Annotated in this window: 16 protein-coding genes and 1 pseudogene; 11 read left to right on the top strand and 6 right to left on the bottom strand. The window is 33.8% G+C overall.

Annotated features, from left to right (window positions below; translation table 11 throughout):
• Positions 1 to 313 (bottom strand): annotated as a pseudogene (locus VI621_RS04235) (ATP-dependent DNA helicase RecG); the annotation flags it as partial.
• A 148-nt stretch (positions 314 to 461) separates the two neighbouring features.
• Here VI621_RS04235 and VI621_RS04230 point away from each other — a divergent pair.
• Both VI621_RS04230 and VI621_RS04225 read left to right on the top strand, forming a co-directional pair.
• Positions 462 to 836, top strand: coding sequence for a hypothetical protein (locus tag VI621_RS04230; RefSeq protein ID WP_324217134.1), 375 nt, complete (start codon positions 462 to 464; stop codon positions 834 to 836).
• A gap of 225 nt (positions 837 to 1061) precedes the next feature.
• Entirely contained in the window at positions 1062 to 1607 is a 546-nt protein-coding gene (locus tag VI621_RS04225; protein ID WP_324217133.1) for a DUF1697 domain-containing protein, read from the top strand.
• Between the two features lie 58 nt (positions 1608 to 1665).
• Here the strand turns inward: VI621_RS04225 and VI621_RS04220 are convergent, their stop codons facing one another.
• On the bottom strand, positions 1666 to 2403 hold the full coding sequence (locus VI621_RS04220) for a diphthine--ammonia ligase (RefSeq protein ID WP_324217132.1): 738 nt from the start codon (positions 2401 to 2403) through the stop codon (positions 1666 to 1668).
• Positions 2404 to 2490: 87 nt separating this feature from the next.
• Between VI621_RS04220 and VI621_RS04215 the strand changes: the two genes are divergently transcribed.
• Both VI621_RS04215 and VI621_RS04210 read left to right on the top strand, forming a co-directional pair.
• The gene (locus VI621_RS04215) at positions 2491 to 4569 is read left to right on the top strand and encodes a M1 family metallopeptidase (RefSeq protein WP_324217131.1); all 2079 of its coding nucleotides are present in this window, start codon (positions 2491 to 2493) and stop codon (positions 4567 to 4569) included.
• Between the two features lie 73 nt (positions 4570 to 4642).
• Complete coding sequence (locus tag VI621_RS04210; protein WP_324217130.1) at positions 4643 to 6385, top strand: hypothetical protein; 1743 nt, start codon at positions 4643 to 4645, stop codon at positions 6383 to 6385.
• Positions 6386 to 6459: 74 nt separating this feature from the next.
• On the opposite strand, the gene VI621_RS04205 is transcribed toward VI621_RS04210, so the two are convergent.
• Complete coding sequence (locus VI621_RS04205; protein WP_324217129.1) at positions 6460 to 6981, bottom strand: hypothetical protein; 522 nt, start codon at positions 6979 to 6981, stop codon at positions 6460 to 6462.
• A gap of 117 nt (positions 6982 to 7098) precedes the next feature.
• Here VI621_RS04205 and VI621_RS04200 point away from each other — a divergent pair, with 117 nt between their 5' ends.
• The 3 genes from VI621_RS04200 to VI621_RS04190 all read left to right on the top strand — a co-directional run bounded on the left by VI621_RS04200 (position 7099) and on the right by VI621_RS04190 (position 10934).
• On the top strand, positions 7099 to 7869 hold the full coding sequence (locus tag VI621_RS04200; RefSeq protein ID WP_324217128.1) for a sulfite exporter TauE/SafE family protein: 771 nt from the start codon (positions 7099 to 7101) through the stop codon (positions 7867 to 7869).
• Positions 7870 to 7961: 92 nt separating this feature from the next.
• Entirely contained in the window at positions 7962 to 10286 is a 2325-nt protein-coding gene (locus VI621_RS04195) for an ATP-dependent helicase (RefSeq protein WP_324217127.1), read from the top strand.
• Positions 10287 to 10313: 27 nt separating this feature from the next.
• On the top strand, positions 10314 to 10934 hold the full coding sequence (locus VI621_RS04190) for an L-threonylcarbamoyladenylate synthase (RefSeq protein WP_324217126.1): 621 nt from the start codon (positions 10314 to 10316) through the stop codon (positions 10932 to 10934).
• A 79-nt stretch (positions 10935 to 11013) separates the two neighbouring features.
• On the opposite strand, the gene VI621_RS04185 is transcribed toward VI621_RS04190, so the two are convergent.
• The 3 genes from VI621_RS04185 to VI621_RS04175 all read right to left on the bottom strand — a co-directional run bounded on the left by VI621_RS04185 (position 11014) and on the right by VI621_RS04175 (position 13365).
• The gene (locus tag VI621_RS04185) at positions 11014 to 11844 is read right to left on the bottom strand and encodes an OmpA/MotB family protein (protein WP_324217125.1); all 831 of its coding nucleotides are present in this window, start codon (positions 11842 to 11844) and stop codon (positions 11014 to 11016) included.
• Between the two features lie 76 nt (positions 11845 to 11920).
• Entirely contained in the window at positions 11921 to 12916 is a 996-nt protein-coding gene (locus tag VI621_RS04180; RefSeq protein ID WP_324217124.1) for a glycosyltransferase family 2 protein, read from the bottom strand.
• 2 nt (positions 12917 to 12918) lie between these two features.
• The gene (locus VI621_RS04175) at positions 12919 to 13365 is read right to left on the bottom strand and encodes a type I restriction enzyme HsdR N-terminal domain-containing protein (protein WP_324217123.1); all 447 of its coding nucleotides are present in this window, start codon (positions 13363 to 13365) and stop codon (positions 12919 to 12921) included.
• A gap of 93 nt (positions 13366 to 13458) precedes the next feature.
• On the opposite strand from VI621_RS04175, the gene holA reads away from it, so the two are divergent.
• The 4 genes from holA to VI621_RS04155 all read left to right on the top strand — a co-directional run bounded on the left by holA (position 13459) and on the right by VI621_RS04155 (position 18871).
• Positions 13459 to 14463 carry a DNA polymerase III subunit delta gene (holA, locus tag VI621_RS04170; protein WP_324217122.1) on the top strand — a complete coding sequence of 335 codons (1005 nt, stop codon included), beginning with the start codon at positions 13459 to 13461 and terminating at the stop codon, positions 14461 to 14463.
• Between the two features lie 92 nt (positions 14464 to 14555).
• A complete protein-coding gene (locus tag VI621_RS04165) occupies positions 14556 to 14738 on the top strand; it encodes a CAL67264 family membrane protein (RefSeq protein WP_324217121.1) in 183 nt (60 codons plus the stop codon).
• A 51-nt stretch (positions 14739 to 14789) separates the two neighbouring features.
• A complete protein-coding gene (gene ettA / locus VI621_RS04160; RefSeq protein ID WP_324217120.1) occupies positions 14790 to 16484 on the top strand; it encodes an energy-dependent translational throttle protein EttA in 1695 nt (564 codons plus the stop codon).
• A 182-nt stretch (positions 16485 to 16666) separates the two neighbouring features.
• Positions 16667 to 18871 carry an ATP-binding response regulator gene (locus tag VI621_RS04155; protein ID WP_324217119.1) on the top strand — a complete coding sequence of 735 codons (2205 nt, stop codon included), beginning with the start codon at positions 16667 to 16669 and terminating at the stop codon, positions 18869 to 18871.
• The last annotated feature ends 26 nt before the right edge of the window (positions 18872 to 18897 follow it).

Below are 18897 nucleotides of genomic sequence, written 5' to 3'. Positions count from 1 at the left end.
ATTTTTGACCTTGAAACCAAACCAGTTCCATTTGTCCGGTAGTATCCACAAAAGTGGCCACCAATCGTTTTTTACCCTTTGCCGGTTCAATGGTTTTGATGTTGATGATTTTCCCGATTAACTGAACTTCGGCCGCATTATTCTGCAACTCATTGATTTTGTAATATCGGGTTCGGTCAATGTAACGGTTGGGATAAAAATTGATTAAATCCTTGTATTTATGAATGCCTAACTCTTTTCGCAACAATTCGCCCCGATTGGGACCAACGCCTTTTAGGTATTCGATAGGAGTTAAAAGAAGGTTTTGCTGCATACTGCGAAGATAGATTTTAATTGGGAAATTTGAAAATGATGTAACAAAATGAGTATTTTTGACAAATAAATACTGTTATTAAGAAATGATATGTAATATTTAGCGGAAATTTTTAACAGCTTGGAGAATTCAATAGCATCATTTAAATATGGAAATAAAGTACAATAGAAAATCTACAAGAAAAGAATTAATTATAGGCATTCTATTTCTGGCAGTTGGATTAGCACCAATCTTATTCGACGAACGAATATCATTGATTCCTTTGGGAGGTGGCCTAGCTTATATCATAAATAGTTTATATAATTTAAAAACAAATTATGTTACAGTAAAAGAAGGCTATCTAAAAAAAAAATTTGGTGGGAAAATTTATCTGAATAACTTAATCGAAGTTAAAAAATTTGCTGGTGATTATATTCTCAAAACAAAGCAGACACAAATAACTATAGACACTAATCTTGTTGATAAAGAATCTTTAAAAGAGCTGGATGAATTTATAGCTAATTTAAATGTCATGAAAGTATAAAACGTCTGGCTAATAGTACTTCATATAATTATGATTTTTAAGCTTAGCTTAACTTTTTTGAAATTAGTGCTTAATAATGGATAGGCAGATTTTCACCACTATCTCAAAAAATGATTCCATTAATATCGGAATCAATGGAATTAGATAAAAAAAACACCTTCAAAACTAAAACTTGTAAAATTCCATTCAAACGCAATATCTTTGAAAATCAAAATAGCATAAAAAATGACAACCCATCTCGCGCTCCTTCGTGGCATCAATGTTTCCGGACACAATATGATAAAAATGGAGGCTTTGAAAACGACTTTACAAAACATTGGATTTGAAAATGTTCAAACCTATATACAATCCGGAAATGTATTTGTAGATACTCCTGAGGAGAATCCTGCCAAAGTTGGTTTTATGATAAAACAGGAAATTTACAAGGTTTTTGGACATGATGTGCCCATTGTGGTTATTGGCAAGAACGATTTAGAAGCTTGTTTTAAGAATAATGCATTTTTAAAAGAGAAAGACGTCGATTTAAAAAAAATATACGTGGCTTTTATTTCTACCATTTTGAAAAGTGACAGTATTAATGAGTTGAAAATTAGCCAGTTCAAACCCGATGTTGCAGCTGTAGATGAGAGCAGGATTTACATTAAGTATGATGTAGGTGCAGGAAAAACTAGGCTGGATCAAAAGTATATCGAGAAAAAACTGAATGTAACCGCTACGATTCGGAACTGGAATACCGTGACACAGTTGCTGAAAATGTATGAGGAGAAATAGAAAAATTCTTTACTATAAAAAAAAATGCTTCAAAATCAATAGACTTTGAAGCATTTTTTTATTGTTTTTCTACCAAATCACAATACCAAAATCCATAATCAAAAGCATCTGTGGCATTGGTATCACAGGCGGTATTTGAACTTTCCTCTTTTGGTCTTTCGTATTTTCGATACACGATTTCACCAATCTCAAAATCAATCGGTTTGGAGAATAATGGTCCATCGAATGTAAACGTATGAAATTCTCCGTTTTCTCCGCAAACATCCACATTTTCGGGTAAATCGTTGATGAAATCCTCATCGATAATTCGACCTACAAAACTTTGATCTAAATACCGTTCGTTTACGCAAGTAACAATCGTTTTAAATCCTAAACCGATAAACTCTTTTATAAGTTCATGGGTTGGAATTTTCCATAACGGGAAAACGGCTTCCAATTGTATTTCGGCTAATTTATCTTCACGGTATTTTCGTAAATCTTCCAGAAAAATATCACCAAAAATAGAATGGGTAACACCTTTTGATTTTAGTTTTTCCAAAGTTTCCCGCATCACGTTTTCATAGGCTTCCATCGTGGGCATTTCGGGAATTTCCATTTTTAATAAGGGCAATCCTATGCTTTCAGCTTGTTGTTCCAATAATGCTACCCGAACGCCATGCATCGAAATACGTTGAAACTGTTGGTTTACGCTCGTAAGCAAACACGCAATTTCAAAGTCATTATTTTGTAAAACTTTATATAAGGCTAGTGCAGAATCTTTGCCGCTGCTCCAGTTAAAAAGGGCTTTCTTTTTCAAGATTTTTAAATTTGGCAGTAAACTTACAAAAAATGCGAAGAATAGTTTTGCAAACCTTTGTAACTTTGAGGTTCTGATATTTTAAAAATGAAACGATATTCTCTTTTATTACTTTTACTTTCGACACTTTCTTTTTCACAACAAACCCAATCGGTTGATTTCAAATCGGTTTTTGGAAAAATAGCTATAAATCCAATTACGAAAACTGTTTCAGGTCAAATCAATTATGATTTTGAAGTATTGTTTTCAATTGACACTATTAAAATCGATGCGCAGCGAATGACTTTTTCAACTGTGAAAATCAATAATAAAGAAGTACAATTTAAAAATTCAGGAAAACAATTGCTGCTTTTTGAAGGTTTTGAAAAAGGCAAAAACACGTTGACTTTTGAATATGAGGCGACTCCGAAACAAGCTATGTATTTTATTGGATCTGTCGAAACCGATAATCTCCAAATTTGGACGCAAGGCCAAGGAAAATATACCAGTCATTGGTTTCCGAGCTTTGATGATGTGAATGAGAAAGTGGTTTTTAATCTGGATATAACTTTCGATGCCTTTTATCAGGTGATTTCGAATGGTATTTTAAACAAAAAAGAAAAGGTTAATAATGAAATAACGTGGTCTTATCAGATGAAAAAGCCAATGAGCAGTTATCTTTTGATGCTTGCCATTGGAAAATTCGAAGAACAAAAACTGACTTCAAAAACCGGAATTCCATTGTATTTGTATATTGAGAAAGAAGATGAAGCGAAGTTTGAACCAACGTATCGCTATTCAAAAGAAATTTTTGATTTTTTCGAAAAAGAAATAGGAGTGAAGTACCCTTGGGAAGTCTACAAGCAAATTCCGGTTCGGGACTTTTTGTATGCCGGAATGGAAAACACATCAGCAACACTTTTTTCCAGAGATTTTGTGGTGGATAATATTGGTTTTAATGATAGGAATTATGTGAATGTCAACGCACATGAATTGGCGCATCAATGGTTTGGTGATTTGGTTACTGCCGAAAGCGGCAAACATCATTGGCTGCAGGAAGGTTTTGCCACTTATTATGCTTTATTGGCTGAAAAGAAAGTTTTTGGGGATGATTATTTTTATTATAAATTATATCAAACGGCTCAACAACTCAAGGAAGCAGAGTCTCACGACACGATTCCTGTCCTGAATGAAAAAGCAAGTTCTCTGACTTTTTACCAAAAAGGCGCTTGGGCATTGCATGTTTTGCGAGAAGGAGTCGGAGAGAAAATATTTAAAAAAGCAGTGAAGAATTATTTAAAAAAACATGCTTTTCAGAATGTAAATACACAAGATTTTTTTAATGAAATCAAAAAATTATCTAAATATGATTTGAATAATTTTAGTAAAGCATGGCTTGAACAATCAGGGTTTGACAGTCAGAAAGCGAATCAGTTACTTTATAAAAATGAAGCCATAAAAGTATTGGTAGAAATTAAAAAACTTCGGGACAAACCATTCAAAGACAAAAAAGAAATTTTCGAAAGAACCATGCAGTCGAATGCTTTTTATCCTATAAAAGAGGAAATTATATTTCAATTAGAAAATCTATCTTTTGAGGAAAAATCGAGTTTATTGCGATTAGCTATGCGAACAAACACCATTCAGGTGCGTCAGGCTATAGCTAAGACGATGCCTAAAATCCCTTTAAATTTTAAATCGGAATATGAAACTTTATTTAACGATGAATCATATATTACACGAGAAATTGTGTTGAATACTTTCTGGTCCCAATTTCCGGAGGAACAAAAGCAATTACTCGATAAATCTAAAAGTTGGATTGGTTTTAATGATAAAAATTTACGTATGCTTTGGCTAACTTTAGCACTTGGAACGAAAGATTATCAAGCAGGAAATAAAGTCAAATTCTACGAAGAATTGTTAGAATATTGTTCGCCAAAGCATGAAAGTTCGATTCGACAAAATGCACTTGAAAACCTTTTATTTATTAATAAAAACGATCAGAATGTGTTGCAATATTTAGTCAATGCCACTACAAATCACAAATGGCAGTTCACCAAATTTGCAAGAGAAAAAATCAGGCTTCTTTTGAAAAATAAAAACCATAAGACTTATTTTGAAGAGTTATTATCCAAACTTTCAGAAAATGAAAAAGTTCAGCTTCGGAAATTATTAAGTGAGAAATAATTTGTTAATTTTATCACGCAACCTTTTTGATTAAATTGCATCTGGTTAATAACCAACTAAAAACAAAGACCTTATGACTAAATTTAAATCGTTTTTCGTTCTATTTTTGACTTCTTTATTGATTGTTAGTTGCAATCCAAGTGATGACAACAACAATTCAAATGGCAACTTTTCAGACAACTTCGGTAATGCCACTTCAAAAGACTTTCTGGGTCAGGTTGTCGATGAAGACAACAACCCAATTCAAAACGTGGCTGTTAAGATTGGAAGTTCCACCGCTCAAACCGATGTTAATGGCGTTTTCATTATTAATGATGCTAATGTTTATGAGAAATTTGCTTATATCACGGCAAAAAAATCAGGTTTTATTGATGGTTCAAGAGCCGTGGTTCCTTCCAGCGGAACAAATACAGTAAAAATCATGATGCTTTCTGGAAATATAGTGGCTACGGTTGCTTCTGGAGCGGCAAGCGAAGTGGCTTTGCCAAACGCTATCAAAGTAGTTTTTGATGGTAATTTCAAAACCGAAACCGGAAGCGCTTATTCCGGAAATGTAAGTGTTATCATGCATCATTTAGATCCGACAGATCCTAATATTGCGGATAAAATGCCAGGAATGTTATTTGCAGAGAATGCTGATGGCGCTGCAAAAGTGTTAGAAACTTTCGGAATGATGAATGTGGAATTAAGAGGAAGTGGCGGAGAAAAATTACAAATTTCTAATACGGCACAAATCGAAATGCCAATAACAGCAACACAATTAGCCACAGCTCCATCAACAATTCCACTTTGGCATTTTGACGAAACGCTTGGGTATTGGAAAGAAGAAGGAAGTGCAACCAAACAAGGGAATAAATATGTGGGCACCGTATCACATTTTTCTTGGTGGAATTGTGATGCCCAATTTCCAACCGTTACTTTATGTGTAACGCTTGTAAATAGTAATGGAAATCCAATATCCAATGTTGGGGTTGGAATTATTAGAAATGGAAACAGTTATCCTGTAATGGGAATGACAAACAGTGACGGTCAAGTTTGCGGTTTAGTTCCAGCAAATGAAACATTAACCATGAATATCTATGATAATTGTGGAAATATAATTAACACCTCATCTATTGGTCCATTGTCGGCTAACACTACTTTACCGAATATTGTGGTGACCAGTGGAACAGTACAATCTACAACGGTTCAGGGAAGTTTGCTGAAATGTGATAATTCTAATGTAACCAATGGCTATGTATTGCTTGATTATGGCAACCAAACACTTTTTTCAACTGTTACCAATGGGAATTTTAGTTTTAATACTTTGGTTTGCAGTTCAACCAACAATAGTTTCACTTTAGAGGGGTATGATTATGATAATCTTCAAACTACAGGGGTAATTAATTACACATTTACAACGCCGACTACTAACGTTGGAAATTTGACAGTTTGTAATGCTGTTACAGAGTTTATTTCATATCAAATAGATAACAATCCTGTTGTGTATGTCATAGCAGGTATTACGGCAAATTCCGGTAGTGCTGGAACTACAAATGGACTTTCTATTTCTGGTTATAATTCCAATCAGCAAGGATTATATATTTGGGGAAATACAAATATTCCAGGAATTTATACAACGGCTGAATTTTCAATAGAAGGAAGTGATATTGGGTATATATCTGTCCAATCAACAAATGCCGTTTCTTTTAATTTGAGTAATTTTGGTTCAGTAGGTCAATATATAGATATGACTTTTAATGGAACCTATATTGATAGTAATACAAGTGTTTCACATACCATCACTGGAACCGTGCACGTACTGCGAGACAATTAATCCTAAATCTATAATATTAAAAAGAAAAACCTTCTCATTAAGAAGGTTTTTCTTTTTAATCTAAAATCAATAATTTACCACAACTGCCCAACTTCATTTTTAATGTAAGCCAAAGCGACATTACTTGGGGATTGTTTTTCCATTAAATCACTCAAAATGACTTCTCGCAATTTATCAGCGCTATCCACGCGCTCGCTCATATTGGCTTTTCTTATCATTTGGATTGTAGCATTTTTTGCCGAAACAATAATAGTCCAGCACTCATCGGACATATAGATTTGCTGTGTCAAATTGTGTTCGAATTCCTGTTCTATTTGTGCGACTACAAAGTTTTCATAATCGTTTTTATCTTCAGAAATTGGTTTTATACGAATCAATAATTTGGCAGGATTGATACGTTCCAAATACAAAGCCAAGCGTTCGTATGCTTGTAAACGCAAAGGCAAAGCATTTTTTTGTGCTTCTTTGTTTATTAAATAACGACGTCTTCCTTCTTCGTTTTTAGTATGTAAATCGAAAAAAAAGTAGGCAACAACACCAGTAATAATTGCCGGTAAAGTATAACTTAATAATTCTATGATTTTTGTAGTTTCCATTTTTTGTTTTTAAAAATTATAAGATTTTAAGATTGAGCTATGTTTGCCAAATCAAAAAACAAATAAACGAATAAACAAATAAACTTAAACAGTACATTTGATAAAATTTTCAAAAAAATGGATACCTCAATTCTAATTTTACTGTGTATAGCTGCTTTTGCTGCGGGTTTTGTTGATGCAATTGTTGGTGGAGGGGGTTTAATCCAAACGCCGATGGGATTGATATTATTACCCAATTTACCGGTCGCCACTGTCATCGGCACATTGAAAATTCCATCATTCAGCGGAACCCTTTTTGCGGCTATTCAATACATGAAAAAAGTTGAAATGAATTGGAAGTTATTGCTGATTATGATGGTATTGGCCGTTCCATCGGCTTTCGCGGGTTCTACTTTATTGACTTATGTAAGCAATGATTTTATGAAACCGTTGCTGCTTGTGGTCCTCTCGCTTTTGGTTATTTATACTTATGCAAAGAAAAATTTTGGGCAGCACACGGATAAATCACATTCCCCAAAACAACAATTACTTTATGCCGTATTAATTAGTTTTTTCATAGGATTCTATGATGGATTTATTGGTCCCGGAACAGGCAGTTTTTTGGTTTTGGCATTTATCACGTTGTTGGGTTTTGATTTTCTTCATGCTTCCGCCAATGCTAAAATGGTCAATCTGGCAACAAATTTTGGTTCCATCTGTTTGTTTATTATCAAAGGAAAAATCATTTGGATGGTTGCCATTCCAATGGCTATTTGCAATGCCATTGGTGGATTTATAGGAGCAAAATTAGCTATTAATCGCGGTAACAAATTCATTCGGATTTTCTTTTTAATAGTTATAATTGGAACTTTAATCCGTTTTGGATATGATGTTTTTATAGGAAAATAAATCAATTATCAATTCCTGAAAATGAAGTCTTTTCGCTACCAAATTCTTCATTCTAAATCGCTATTTTTGCATAACAAAATTGAAAAATAAAAATGCAAAAATACATCAGCCAACTTAACGAAGCCCAACGCGAACCCGTTCTCCAAAAAGACGGACCCATGATTATCATTGCGGGTGCCGGTTCCGGTAAAACCCGTGTGCTGACCATTAGAATTGCCTATCTGATGAGTTTGGGTGTTGATGCTTTTAGTATTTTGTCACTGACATTTACCAACAAGGCGGCACGTGAAATGAAAAAACGTATCTCCGATATTGTTGGAGCCAGCGAAGCCAAAAATCTTTGGATGGGAACTTTCCACTCCGTTTTTGCCAGGATTCTGCGTTCTGAAGCTGAGAAATTAGGGTATCCATCCAATTTTACGATTTATGACAGCCAAGACAGTCTCCGAGCGATTTCGGGAATTATAAAAGAAATGCAACTGGATAGAGATGTCTATAAACCCAAACAGGTTTTAAGTCGAATATCTTCTTATAAAAACAGTCTGATTACCGTAAAAGCCTATATGAACAATCCTGAATTACAGGAATCCGATGCGATGGCCAAAAAACCACGGATGGGCGAAATTTATCAGAATTATGTTGATCGTTGTTTTAAATCCGGAGCGATGGATTTTGATGATTTGTTATTAAAAACCAATGAGTTACTAACTCGTTTTCCTGAAGTTTTGGCAAAATACCAAGACCGTTTTCGTTATATTTTAGTAGATGAGTACCAAGATACCAACCATTCTCAATATTTGATTGTTCGTGCGTTGTCGGATCGTTTTCAGAATATTTGTGTCGTTGGTGATGATGCACAGAGTATTTATGCGTTTCGTGGTGCGAATATCAATAACATTTTGAATTTTCAAAAAGATTACGATGGCGTAAAAACCTTTCGTCTGGAACAAAATTACCGTTCTACCAAAAATATCGTTGAAGCAGCGAATTCAATCATCGAAAAAAACAAAACAAAACTGGACAAAATTGTTTGGACAGCCAATGATGATGGGCCAAAAATAAAAGTACATCGCAGTTTAACCGATGGGGAGGAAGGCCGATTTGTAGCCGGTACCATTTGGGAGCAAAAAATGCAGCACCAAATGATGAATGGCGATTTTGCTATTTTGTACCGTACCAATGCACAATCGCGTGCCATGGAAGATGCGCTCCGAAAACGCGATATTCCGTATAGAATTTACGGTGGTTTATCTTTCTATCAACGAAAAGAAATCAAAGATGTATTGTGCTATTTGCGCTTGGTAATTAATCCAAAAGATGAAGAAGCTTTGATGCGCGTAATCAATTATCCGGCACGAGGTATCGGAAACACTACGGTCGAAAAATTGGTCATAGCTGCCAATCATTACAAGCGTTCCGTTTTTGAAGTGATGCAAAACATCGATAGAATTGATTTAAAATTAAATTCTGGAACGAAACAAAAATTGCAAGATTTTGTAACGATGATTCAGAGTTTTCAAGTGATAAATGAAAATCAGGATGCCTTTTATATTACCGATCATGTGACTAAAAAAACAGGATTGATTCAGGAATTTAAAAAAGATGCTACTCCGGAAGGAATGGCAGTTGTACAAAATATAGAAGAGTTGTTAAACGGAATCAAGGATTTCACCGAAGGGCAAAAAGAAGTGGATGGCGCTCGTGGTGCACTGTCCGAATTTATGGAAGATGTAGCGCTGGCAACCGATTTAGATAAAGATACTTCCGATGAAGATCGTGTGGCTTTAATGACGATTCACTTGGCAAAGGGATTAGAATTCCCTCAGGTTTTTGTGGTTGGAATGGAAGAAGATTTGTTTCCAAGTGCCATGAGTATGAGTACGAGAAGCGAACTCGAAGAAGAACGCCGTTTGTTTTATGTTGCCTTAACCCGTGCCGAAAAACAAGCGTATCTGACTTATGCACAATCGCGTTACCGCTGGGGAAAATTAACGGATAGTGAGCCTTCTCGTTTTATTGAAGAAATTGACGGGAAATATTTAGAATACCTTACCCCGGCAGAAAATAATTATAGATATAAGCCCATGATTGATAGCGATATCTTTGATGATATTGATAAATCGAAATTGCGATTGGCAAAACCTACTACAGGAACGCCACCAAAAAAGTACGGGGAAGAGCCAACAGCAATGGTTAGGAAGTTAAAACCAATGACATCTAATGCACCATCAGGAGCAGCTAATTTATTTGATAATAAATTGACTGTTGGAAATATCGTAATGCATGAACGTTTCGGTAGAGGTGAAGTCATCAATTTAGAAGGTGTTGGTGCCGACAAAAAAGCAGAAATCAAGTTTGAAGTCGGAGGCATCAAGAAATTATTGTTACGATTTGCGAAGCTGGATATAGTTTCGTAAATTGATTAATATCAAAATAAAATTATCATGGCTCAATTCATTAAAATATACGAAGACAAACCTAGCGAATCGGCCATTGCCAAAGTTGTAAAGGTTTTAAAAGAAGGCGGCTTAGTCATTTATCCAACCGATACCGTTTATGGTTTGGGTTGTGATATTACCAATACAAAAGCATTGGAACGCATTGCAAAAATTAAAGGAGTGAAGTTAGAAAAAGCTAATTTTTCTTTTGTTTGCCATGATTTGAGCAATATCTCCGATTATGTGAAACAAATTGACACTTCGACTTTCAAATTATTAAAAAGAGCATTGCCTGGGCCTTATACATTTATTTTACCCGGAAATAATACCCTTCCGAAAGAATTCAAAAAGAAGACTACAGTCGGAATTCGGGTTCCCGATAACTCCATTGCCTTAGAAATAGTCCGTCAATTGGGAAATCCAATTGTATCTACATCTATCCATGATGATGATGCCGTTTTGGAATATTCTACGGATCCGGAATTGATTTTCGAGAAATGGCAAAACCTGGTAGATTTAGTTATTGATGGGGGTTACGGTGATAACCATGCTTCTACGATTATCGATTTATCCAACGGAGAACCAGTGGTAATTAGGGAAGGAAAAGGAAGTTTGGATATTCTTTAATTTTAAAAATATAATAATATAAAAAAAAACGTCCCGATATTTCGAGACGTTTTTTTCATTTATGAAATCTTAAAACTGTTTATTGTTTCTTCATTTCTTTCTCAATCATTTCATAGAATTGATCGATTTTTGGTAATATCACAATACGTGTTCTTCTATTGACAGCTCTGTTTCCTGCGGAATTATTTTGTACTAACGGAATAAATTCACTTCTTCCTGCGGCAATTAATTGTGCCGGATTCACTTTTAAATCCCTGGTTAAAACACGAATAATAGCCGTAGAACGTTTCACACTTAAATCCCAATTATCAAGCAAAACAGCATTTCCGGTAAAAGGAACATTATCAGTATGACCTTCAACCATACATTCAAAGTCAGGCTTGCTGTTAATTACTTTGGCCACTTTTCCTAAAACTTCTTTGGCTCTGTCGCTTACATTATAACTTCCGCTTTTGAATAATAATTTATCGGAAATGGAGATGAAAACAACCCCTTTCTCTACATTTATTTCAATGTCCGGATCAGAAATACCAACAGCACCTTTTAAACTGGTTACTAAAGCAAGTGTAACGCTGTCTTTTTTAGTTAACGCATCTTGCATTCTGGTAATTTTCAAGTCTTTTTCTTTAATGGATTCCAAAGCTTTTTCAATATTTTCAGCACCTTTAGTAGATAAAGTGGTCATGTTGCCCATATTATTGATTAAGTCAGAATTGTTTTTCTTCAAAAAATCCATTTGGCTGGAAATTGCCTCTTTTTCAGTCAAACACGTATTTAATTTCACTGTGCAAGTATTCAACAAATCCTGAATTTCTTTGTTTTTACTTTCTAAAGCAGCGATTTTCTTTTTTGTACCACATGAAGTTGTTAGCAAAGCAACTAGTGATAGCGCTAAAATGATTTTTCTCATAAAAATGATTGTTTTTGTTTTTATAAAATTAAGGTTTAATTCGATTAACAGTTAAATTTTCGCTCTTAAACTATTGTTAAAAAAGGCTTTGAAAAACCCTGTCATTATTGATATAATAGCTATAAACGATACTTTTTAACTTGTAGTATTTTTTTGATTGTATTTTTTCTCTTTTTTTATAATTTTCAGAAAAAAGTTGGTAAAAAGAAAAATGAGCTTTTAAAATTGCCGTAAAATGAGAAAATTTTCCCTGAAGAAGAAACCGAATCCCAGCAATTCCATCTAAAATCATCCGAACAAATAGGACTTTTAATAAAGATTGTCCGGGAACATTCTTAGTTAACATCAATAACGAATTTCTAAAATTCAAAAAGGTTTTTCTAGGATTACTTTCATTCAAAGTGGCGCCGCCTACGTGATAAACTGTTGATTTTCCGTTGTATTTTATGATATGATTTTTATTGAAAGCACGCCAACACAAATCAATTTCTTCCTGATGGGCAAAAAACTCACCATCAAATCCATTTAAATCCTTGTAAACCGAATTTCTTATAAAAAAACAGGCACCGGATGCCCAAAAAATTTCACAATCATCATCATATTGTCCGTTATCTTTTTCCAAAGTATCAAAAATGCGTCCACGACAAAAAGGATAACCATATTCGTCAATATATCCGCCTGCTGCACCAGCATATTCAAAATATTTCTTGTTTTTGAAATCCAATATTTTAGGTTGAATAATTGCTGTTTGAGGTTCATTTTCGAAAGTTTCCAATATGGGTTTTAACCAGTTTTCGGTCACTTCAATATCCGAATTGACTAAGGCATAATACTCTTCTTTAACGAATTTTAAAGCTTCATTATACCCTTTGGCAAAACCAAAATTGCTTTCATTTATTATAATTTCAACCGTTGGATAATTTTCTTTTACAAAAGCAACTGAACGGTCTGTCGAAGTATTATCGGCGACATAAATAGTCGCTTCCGGAGAATATTTCACAATGGATGGCAGAAACTGTTCTAACAACTTCACCCCGTTCCAATTCAAAATTACGACAGCTATTTTATTCATAATTAAAGTTGATAATTAGGTAATTCCTGCAAAAACTTGTAGAGTTCCTGTTCATAATCCATTTGACAAAAGTAATGATTATGTCCGTTAGTCACCATCAAATATTGGGCATTCAAAGTCATGTTATAACGTGCAATCTGATCAAAAGTGTCCTGAGAGATTTTAATTTCGGGTGCTTTGCATTCTACTAAAATAAAAATACTTCCGTCAGGATTGAAAACAACAATATCATAACGTTTTTTTAGATCGTTGATTTTTAGCAGTTTCTCAATATTAATGTATGATTTTGGATATTTTTTTTCCTGCAAAAGAAACTGAACCACATGCTGGCGAACCCATTCTTCGGGAGTAAGAATGACAAATTTTTTACGAATTTCATCGAAGATAGCTACTTTATTTTCGTTATTTTTGAAGCGAAACGAATAAGAAGGGAAATTCAGTTGTTGCATAAAGCAAAAGTATTAAATAAGTTTAAAGTTTAAGGTTTAAAATTTTTGAAGATTGAATGATGAACAACGAATGTTGAATTTTGAAATAAAAAGATGGACGAAGTAGTAAAAATTGTAAACGATATAAAAAGCGGAAACATCAAACCAATCTATTTTTTGATGGGCGAAGAACCGTATTATATTGATAAGTTATCGGATTATATCGAAAAAAATGTCCTTACGGAAGAAGAGAAAGGATTTAATCAAACTGTTCTTTACGGACGGGATGTTTCGATTGAAGATATAATTTCTACGGCAAAGCGTTATCCGATGATGGCCGAGCGTCAGGTCGTGATTGTAAAGGAAGCGCAGGATTTGACGAAAACCATCGATAAATTAGAAAGTTATGCCGAAAATCCGATGCCCTCTACGGTTTTGGTTATCTGTTATAAATACAAAACATTAGACAAACGTAAAAAAGTAACTAAGAATATTGCGAAATCTGGCGTAGTTTACGAAAGTAAAAAATTGTATGAAAACCAGGTTGGCGATTGGATTAAGCGTGTCTTATCAGGTAAAAATTATACTATCGACCCAAAAGCATCAGCGATGTTAGTGGAATTTTTGGGAACCGATTTGAGTAAAATAAATAATGAACTCGAGAAATTACAAATTATTTTACCACAGGGAAGTGCAATCACAGCCAAACATATTGAAGAGAATATCGGTTTTAGCAAAGACTTTAATGTATTCGAATTGCGAAAAGCGATTGGCGAACATAACCAATTGAAAGCGTATCAGATTGCCCAATATTTTTCCGATAATCCAAAGGACAATCCAATGGTAGTGACCACAAGTTTGGTTTTTAGTTTTTTTATTCAATTGTTGAAATACCACGGATTGAAAGATCGAAACCCGAAAAATGTAGCGGCTGTTTTGGGTGTTAATCCGTTTTTCTTAAAAGATTACGATGTGGCTTTGAAGAATTATCCGATGAAAAAAGTCAGTCAGATAGTCGCGACTTTACGTGATATTGATGTGAAGAGTAAGGGTGTTGGTGCAAATGCTATGTCACAACATGATTTATTGAAAGAAATGTTGGTAAAGGTTTTTAATTAATCATTTAAAAATCAATATTTAAAATTCAGGAATATTCACGATATTTGCACTCCCGAAACTTCGGGATTAAAAAACATAAAAGATGACAGTTTATGGGAATGAATAAAAATACTATTTTAGGTTGGGCCACATTAATAATGATACTAATGGGGTTGTTGCTTATTAGTTTAGGTGCTTTTAAATATGATGATACCGCCGGTTGGGGTTTTGCGGCAGTAGGAGTGGGATTCTTGGCAAATGCATGGGTTTTCAGTTCACTTAAAGGGCGTCTTTAGAAATTAACAATCAGTAAAAAATACAAATCAACGAATAAACAATAATAAAAAATGGCAGACGATAAAAAGGTAATATTCTCAATGTCAAAATTGAGTAAAACGTATTCAAGCAGTAATAAACAAGTATTGAAAGATATTTATTTGAGTTTCTTTTACGGAGCGAAAATTGGTATTTTGGGTTTAAACGGTTCCGGAAAATCTTCTCTTTTAAGAATTATCGCCGGAGCGGATAAAAATTATCAGGGTGATGTAGTTTTTGCACCTGGTTACACGGTCGGTTATTTGGAACAGGAACCTATTTTGGATGATAGCAAAACCGTTATCGAGATTGTAAAAGAAGGCGTTGCAGAAACGATGGCAGTTTTGGATGAATTCAATAAAATCAACGATATGTTTGGTTTGCCCGAAGTCTATGAAGATGCGGACAAAATGCAACAATTGATGGACCGCCAAGCGGATTTACAAGATAAAATTGATGCACTTGGAGCTTGGGAAATCGATACCAAACTAGAAATTGCGATGGATGCCTTGAGAACTCCTGAAGGCGATACTCCAATTAAAAATTTATCAGGTGGAGAACGCCGTCGTGTAGCATTATGTCGTTTGTTATTGCAACAACCGGATGTTTTGCTTTTGGATGAGCCTACGAATCACCTGGATGCGGAAAGTGTACTTTGGTTAGAACAACATTTAGCACAATATGCCGGAACGGTTATCGCGGTAACTCACGACCGTTATTTCCTTGATAATGTTGCAGGCTGGATTTTAGAACTTGATAGAGGTGAAGGTATTCCTTGGAAAGGGAATTATACTTCTTGGTTGGAACAAAAATCAGGACGTATGGCATCCGAAGAAAAAGTAGCTTCTAAACGAAGAAAAACGTTGGAACGCGAGTTGGATTGGGTTCGTCAAGGTGCGAAAGGGCGTCAGACCAAACAAAAAGCACGTTTGCAAAACTATGACAAGCTTTTGAACGAAGACCAGAAACAATTGGATGAAAATCTGGAAATCTATATTCCAAATGGGCCTCGTTTAGGAACCAATGTAATTGAAGCCAAAAATGTTTCTAAAGCATTTGGAGATAAATTATTATACGACAATTTGAATTTTAATTTGCCACAAGCTGGAATTGTTGGAATTATCGGACCCAATGGTGCTGGTAAATCAACTATTTTCAAGATGATTATGGGTGAAGAGAAGTCAGATTCGGGAGAATTCTTAATTGGAGACACCGTTAAAATCGCTTATGTAGATCAATCGCATTCCAATATTAATCCTGATAAATCAATCTGGGAAAATTTTTGTGATGGTCAGGAATTGATTATGATGGGCGGAAGACAAGTGAATTCAAGAGCTTATTTAAGCCGATTTAACTTTGGCGGAAGCGATCAAAACAAGAAAGTTTCTATGCTTTCCGGTGGTGAACGAAACCGTTTGCATCTTGCGATGACTTTGAAAGAAGAAGGAAACGTATTGTTATTAGATGAGCCAACAAATGATTTGGACATTAATACGCTTCGTGCTTTGGAAGAAGGACTTGAAAATTTTGCAGGTTGTGCCGTAGTGATTTCTCACGACAGATGGTTTCTGGACAGAATTTGTACCCACATTTTAGCTTTCGAAGGAAATTCTGAAGTCTATTATTTTGAAGGTGGATTCTCTGATTATGAAGAAAACAAGAAAAAACGTTTGGGTGGTGATTTAACTCCAAAACGACTTAAATATAGAAAATTGATTAGAAGTTAAATAAAAACTAGAGGCTGAAAAGCCTCTTTTTTTTGGTGTATAATGAAGCCAAATCAGATGATATTTTTTATATATTTTATTAGAAATCAATTATTTATTTCTCTTAAAAATAATAAAAAACTTAACCGATTTATTCAAAAGGTTTCAATACATTAGTATTCTCAAAAATTTTCATTTTTAAAATGTTTCAAAAACTAATATTTTCATTTATTTTGTTTGCTTTTCAGTTTGGTTTTGCCCAATCAGAAAAGGTTACTGATAAAGATGTTAAGTTACTGCTCTATAAGTCAGGAGATTATTTAACAGATTTAGAATGTGGTAATTCTTTAAATTTAGCGAAAAAAGCACTCAGCGCAGCCCTTATAATTGAAGACATTCAGTTAGTTGCTCGTGCCTACAATCTGATAGGACTCAATTTCGAGGAATTCTCTGACTATAAAAAAGCCATTCATTTTTATTATAAAGGATTGGAATATGCGAATTTGTCTTCAAATGACACTTTAAAATATGGATTAAACAATAATTTAGGAAACGTTTATTGCTATCGAAAGGTCAACTTTAAAGAAGGAATTAAGCATTATGAAAAAGGATTAAAATATGCTTATAAAATTAATGATGAACTTAAAATCACATATGCAAAGCTAAATATAGCAAGCGCTTATTTTGCTATTGGGGATTATAAAAAGGGTTTTCCATATTTAAAATCAACTGAAAAAATAATTAATGAAGCTGGTGGATTAGAAGCGAAATTATTCATGAATTCGTTATTTGGTTCTTATTATTCACATATCAATGAAAATCAAAAAGCAGAAGCCTCTTTTAATGAAGCGTTGCGTTTATGTGGCGAAAATAAAGAAGCATTTGTGGAAAATCACACATTGGATGTATATAATGATTTTTCAAAGTATTATTTTAAAAATGAAGATTATAAAAATGCCTATCTATATTTAGATAAATTTAATCAACTAAAAAACAAAATTGTCAACGACAAACGGACAATTGGAGCCAAAATAACAGGAACTCAAGTTGAATTAGATGAATATAAGAATCAAATTGACAAAATTGAATCGGAGAGATATATTCAAAAACTAAATATAAAACAGTCTAAGATTGTTGTGACCCTGTTTATCGTCGTATTTCTGGTTTTATTACTTTTATCATTTACGTTATATAAAAATAATAGATTCAAAAAGAAAGTCAATTACGAATTAACCATTGCAAATCAGGAGCTCATGATTGCTAAAGAAAAAGCAGAAGAAGCTTCTAAACTAAAAACCCAGTTTGTATCCACAATTAGCCACGAATTAAGAACGCCGTTGTATGGAGTTGTTGGGATTACCAATATGATTTTAGATGAACACAAAGAATTAATAAATAGTCCGTATATAAACTCACTTAAATTTTCGGCAAAATATTTACTTTCACTTGTTAATGATATCCTGCAAATTAATAAAATTGAAGAGAATAAAATTATTTTAGAAAGCCTGACTTTTAATATTGCCGATGAAATTAATACTGTTTTAAGCTCATTACAATTTATAGCAAATAAGAATAAAAACAAAATCAAATGCGAAATTGACACTGCAATTCCAGAATCTTTAATAGGCGATAAACTTCGACTTTCACAAATATTGATGAATTTGGTAAGTAATGCATTGAAGTTCACCAAAAAAGGGAAAGTTATTGTTACTGTAGATTTGGTTAGAGTTGATGGTAAAATGAATTATATCAAATTTAAGGTACAAGATAACGGAATCGGAATTGCAAAAGATGATCAGGACAGAATTTTCGAAAAATTTGTTCAAATAGAACGAAAAGAAGATGACTACCAGGGCACAGGTCTTGGATTATCTATCGTTCAAAGGTTAATTGAATTATTTGGAAGCGAAATTTTTCTTGAAAGCAGAGAAGGCGTGGGCACTACTTTTACATTCACAATAGGTTTTGAAGCGGATTCTATAAAATCCAATAAAATCATCAGTGATTTTGAAGTGGATTTAACTTCAAGCCAAATTTTCAAGGTTTTGGTTGTCGAGGACAATAAAATCAATCAAATGGTTACCAAAAAAATATTAGAAGGTAATAACTTCAAATGTCAGGTTGTCGATGATGGTTTGATTGCTTTAAAATTATTAAAAAAGGAGACCTTTGATGTTATTTTAATGGATCTTAATATGCCCATTATCAATGGTTTCGACACTTCAAGAAAAATCAGGGAAATAGGAGTAACGACACCTATCGTTGCCCTAACTGCTTTTGCCAAAGAAGAAGTGATAGAAGAAGTAATTGCGTCGGGCATGAACGATATTATTATCAAACCCTTTGAGCCTGTAAAATTGTTTCAAGTTATTATAAATCAAATTAATAAAATAAAAAAATCAGATTAATAACTGTATTTTTTTTGATTTTAAAA

The organism is Flavobacterium sp. (assembly GCF_035292545.1).
GTDB lineage: Bacteria > Bacteroidota > Bacteroidia > Flavobacteriales > Flavobacteriaceae > Flavobacterium.
Note: the sequence above shows the minus strand (reverse complement) of the source record. Positions and strands in the feature narration are given on the sequence as shown.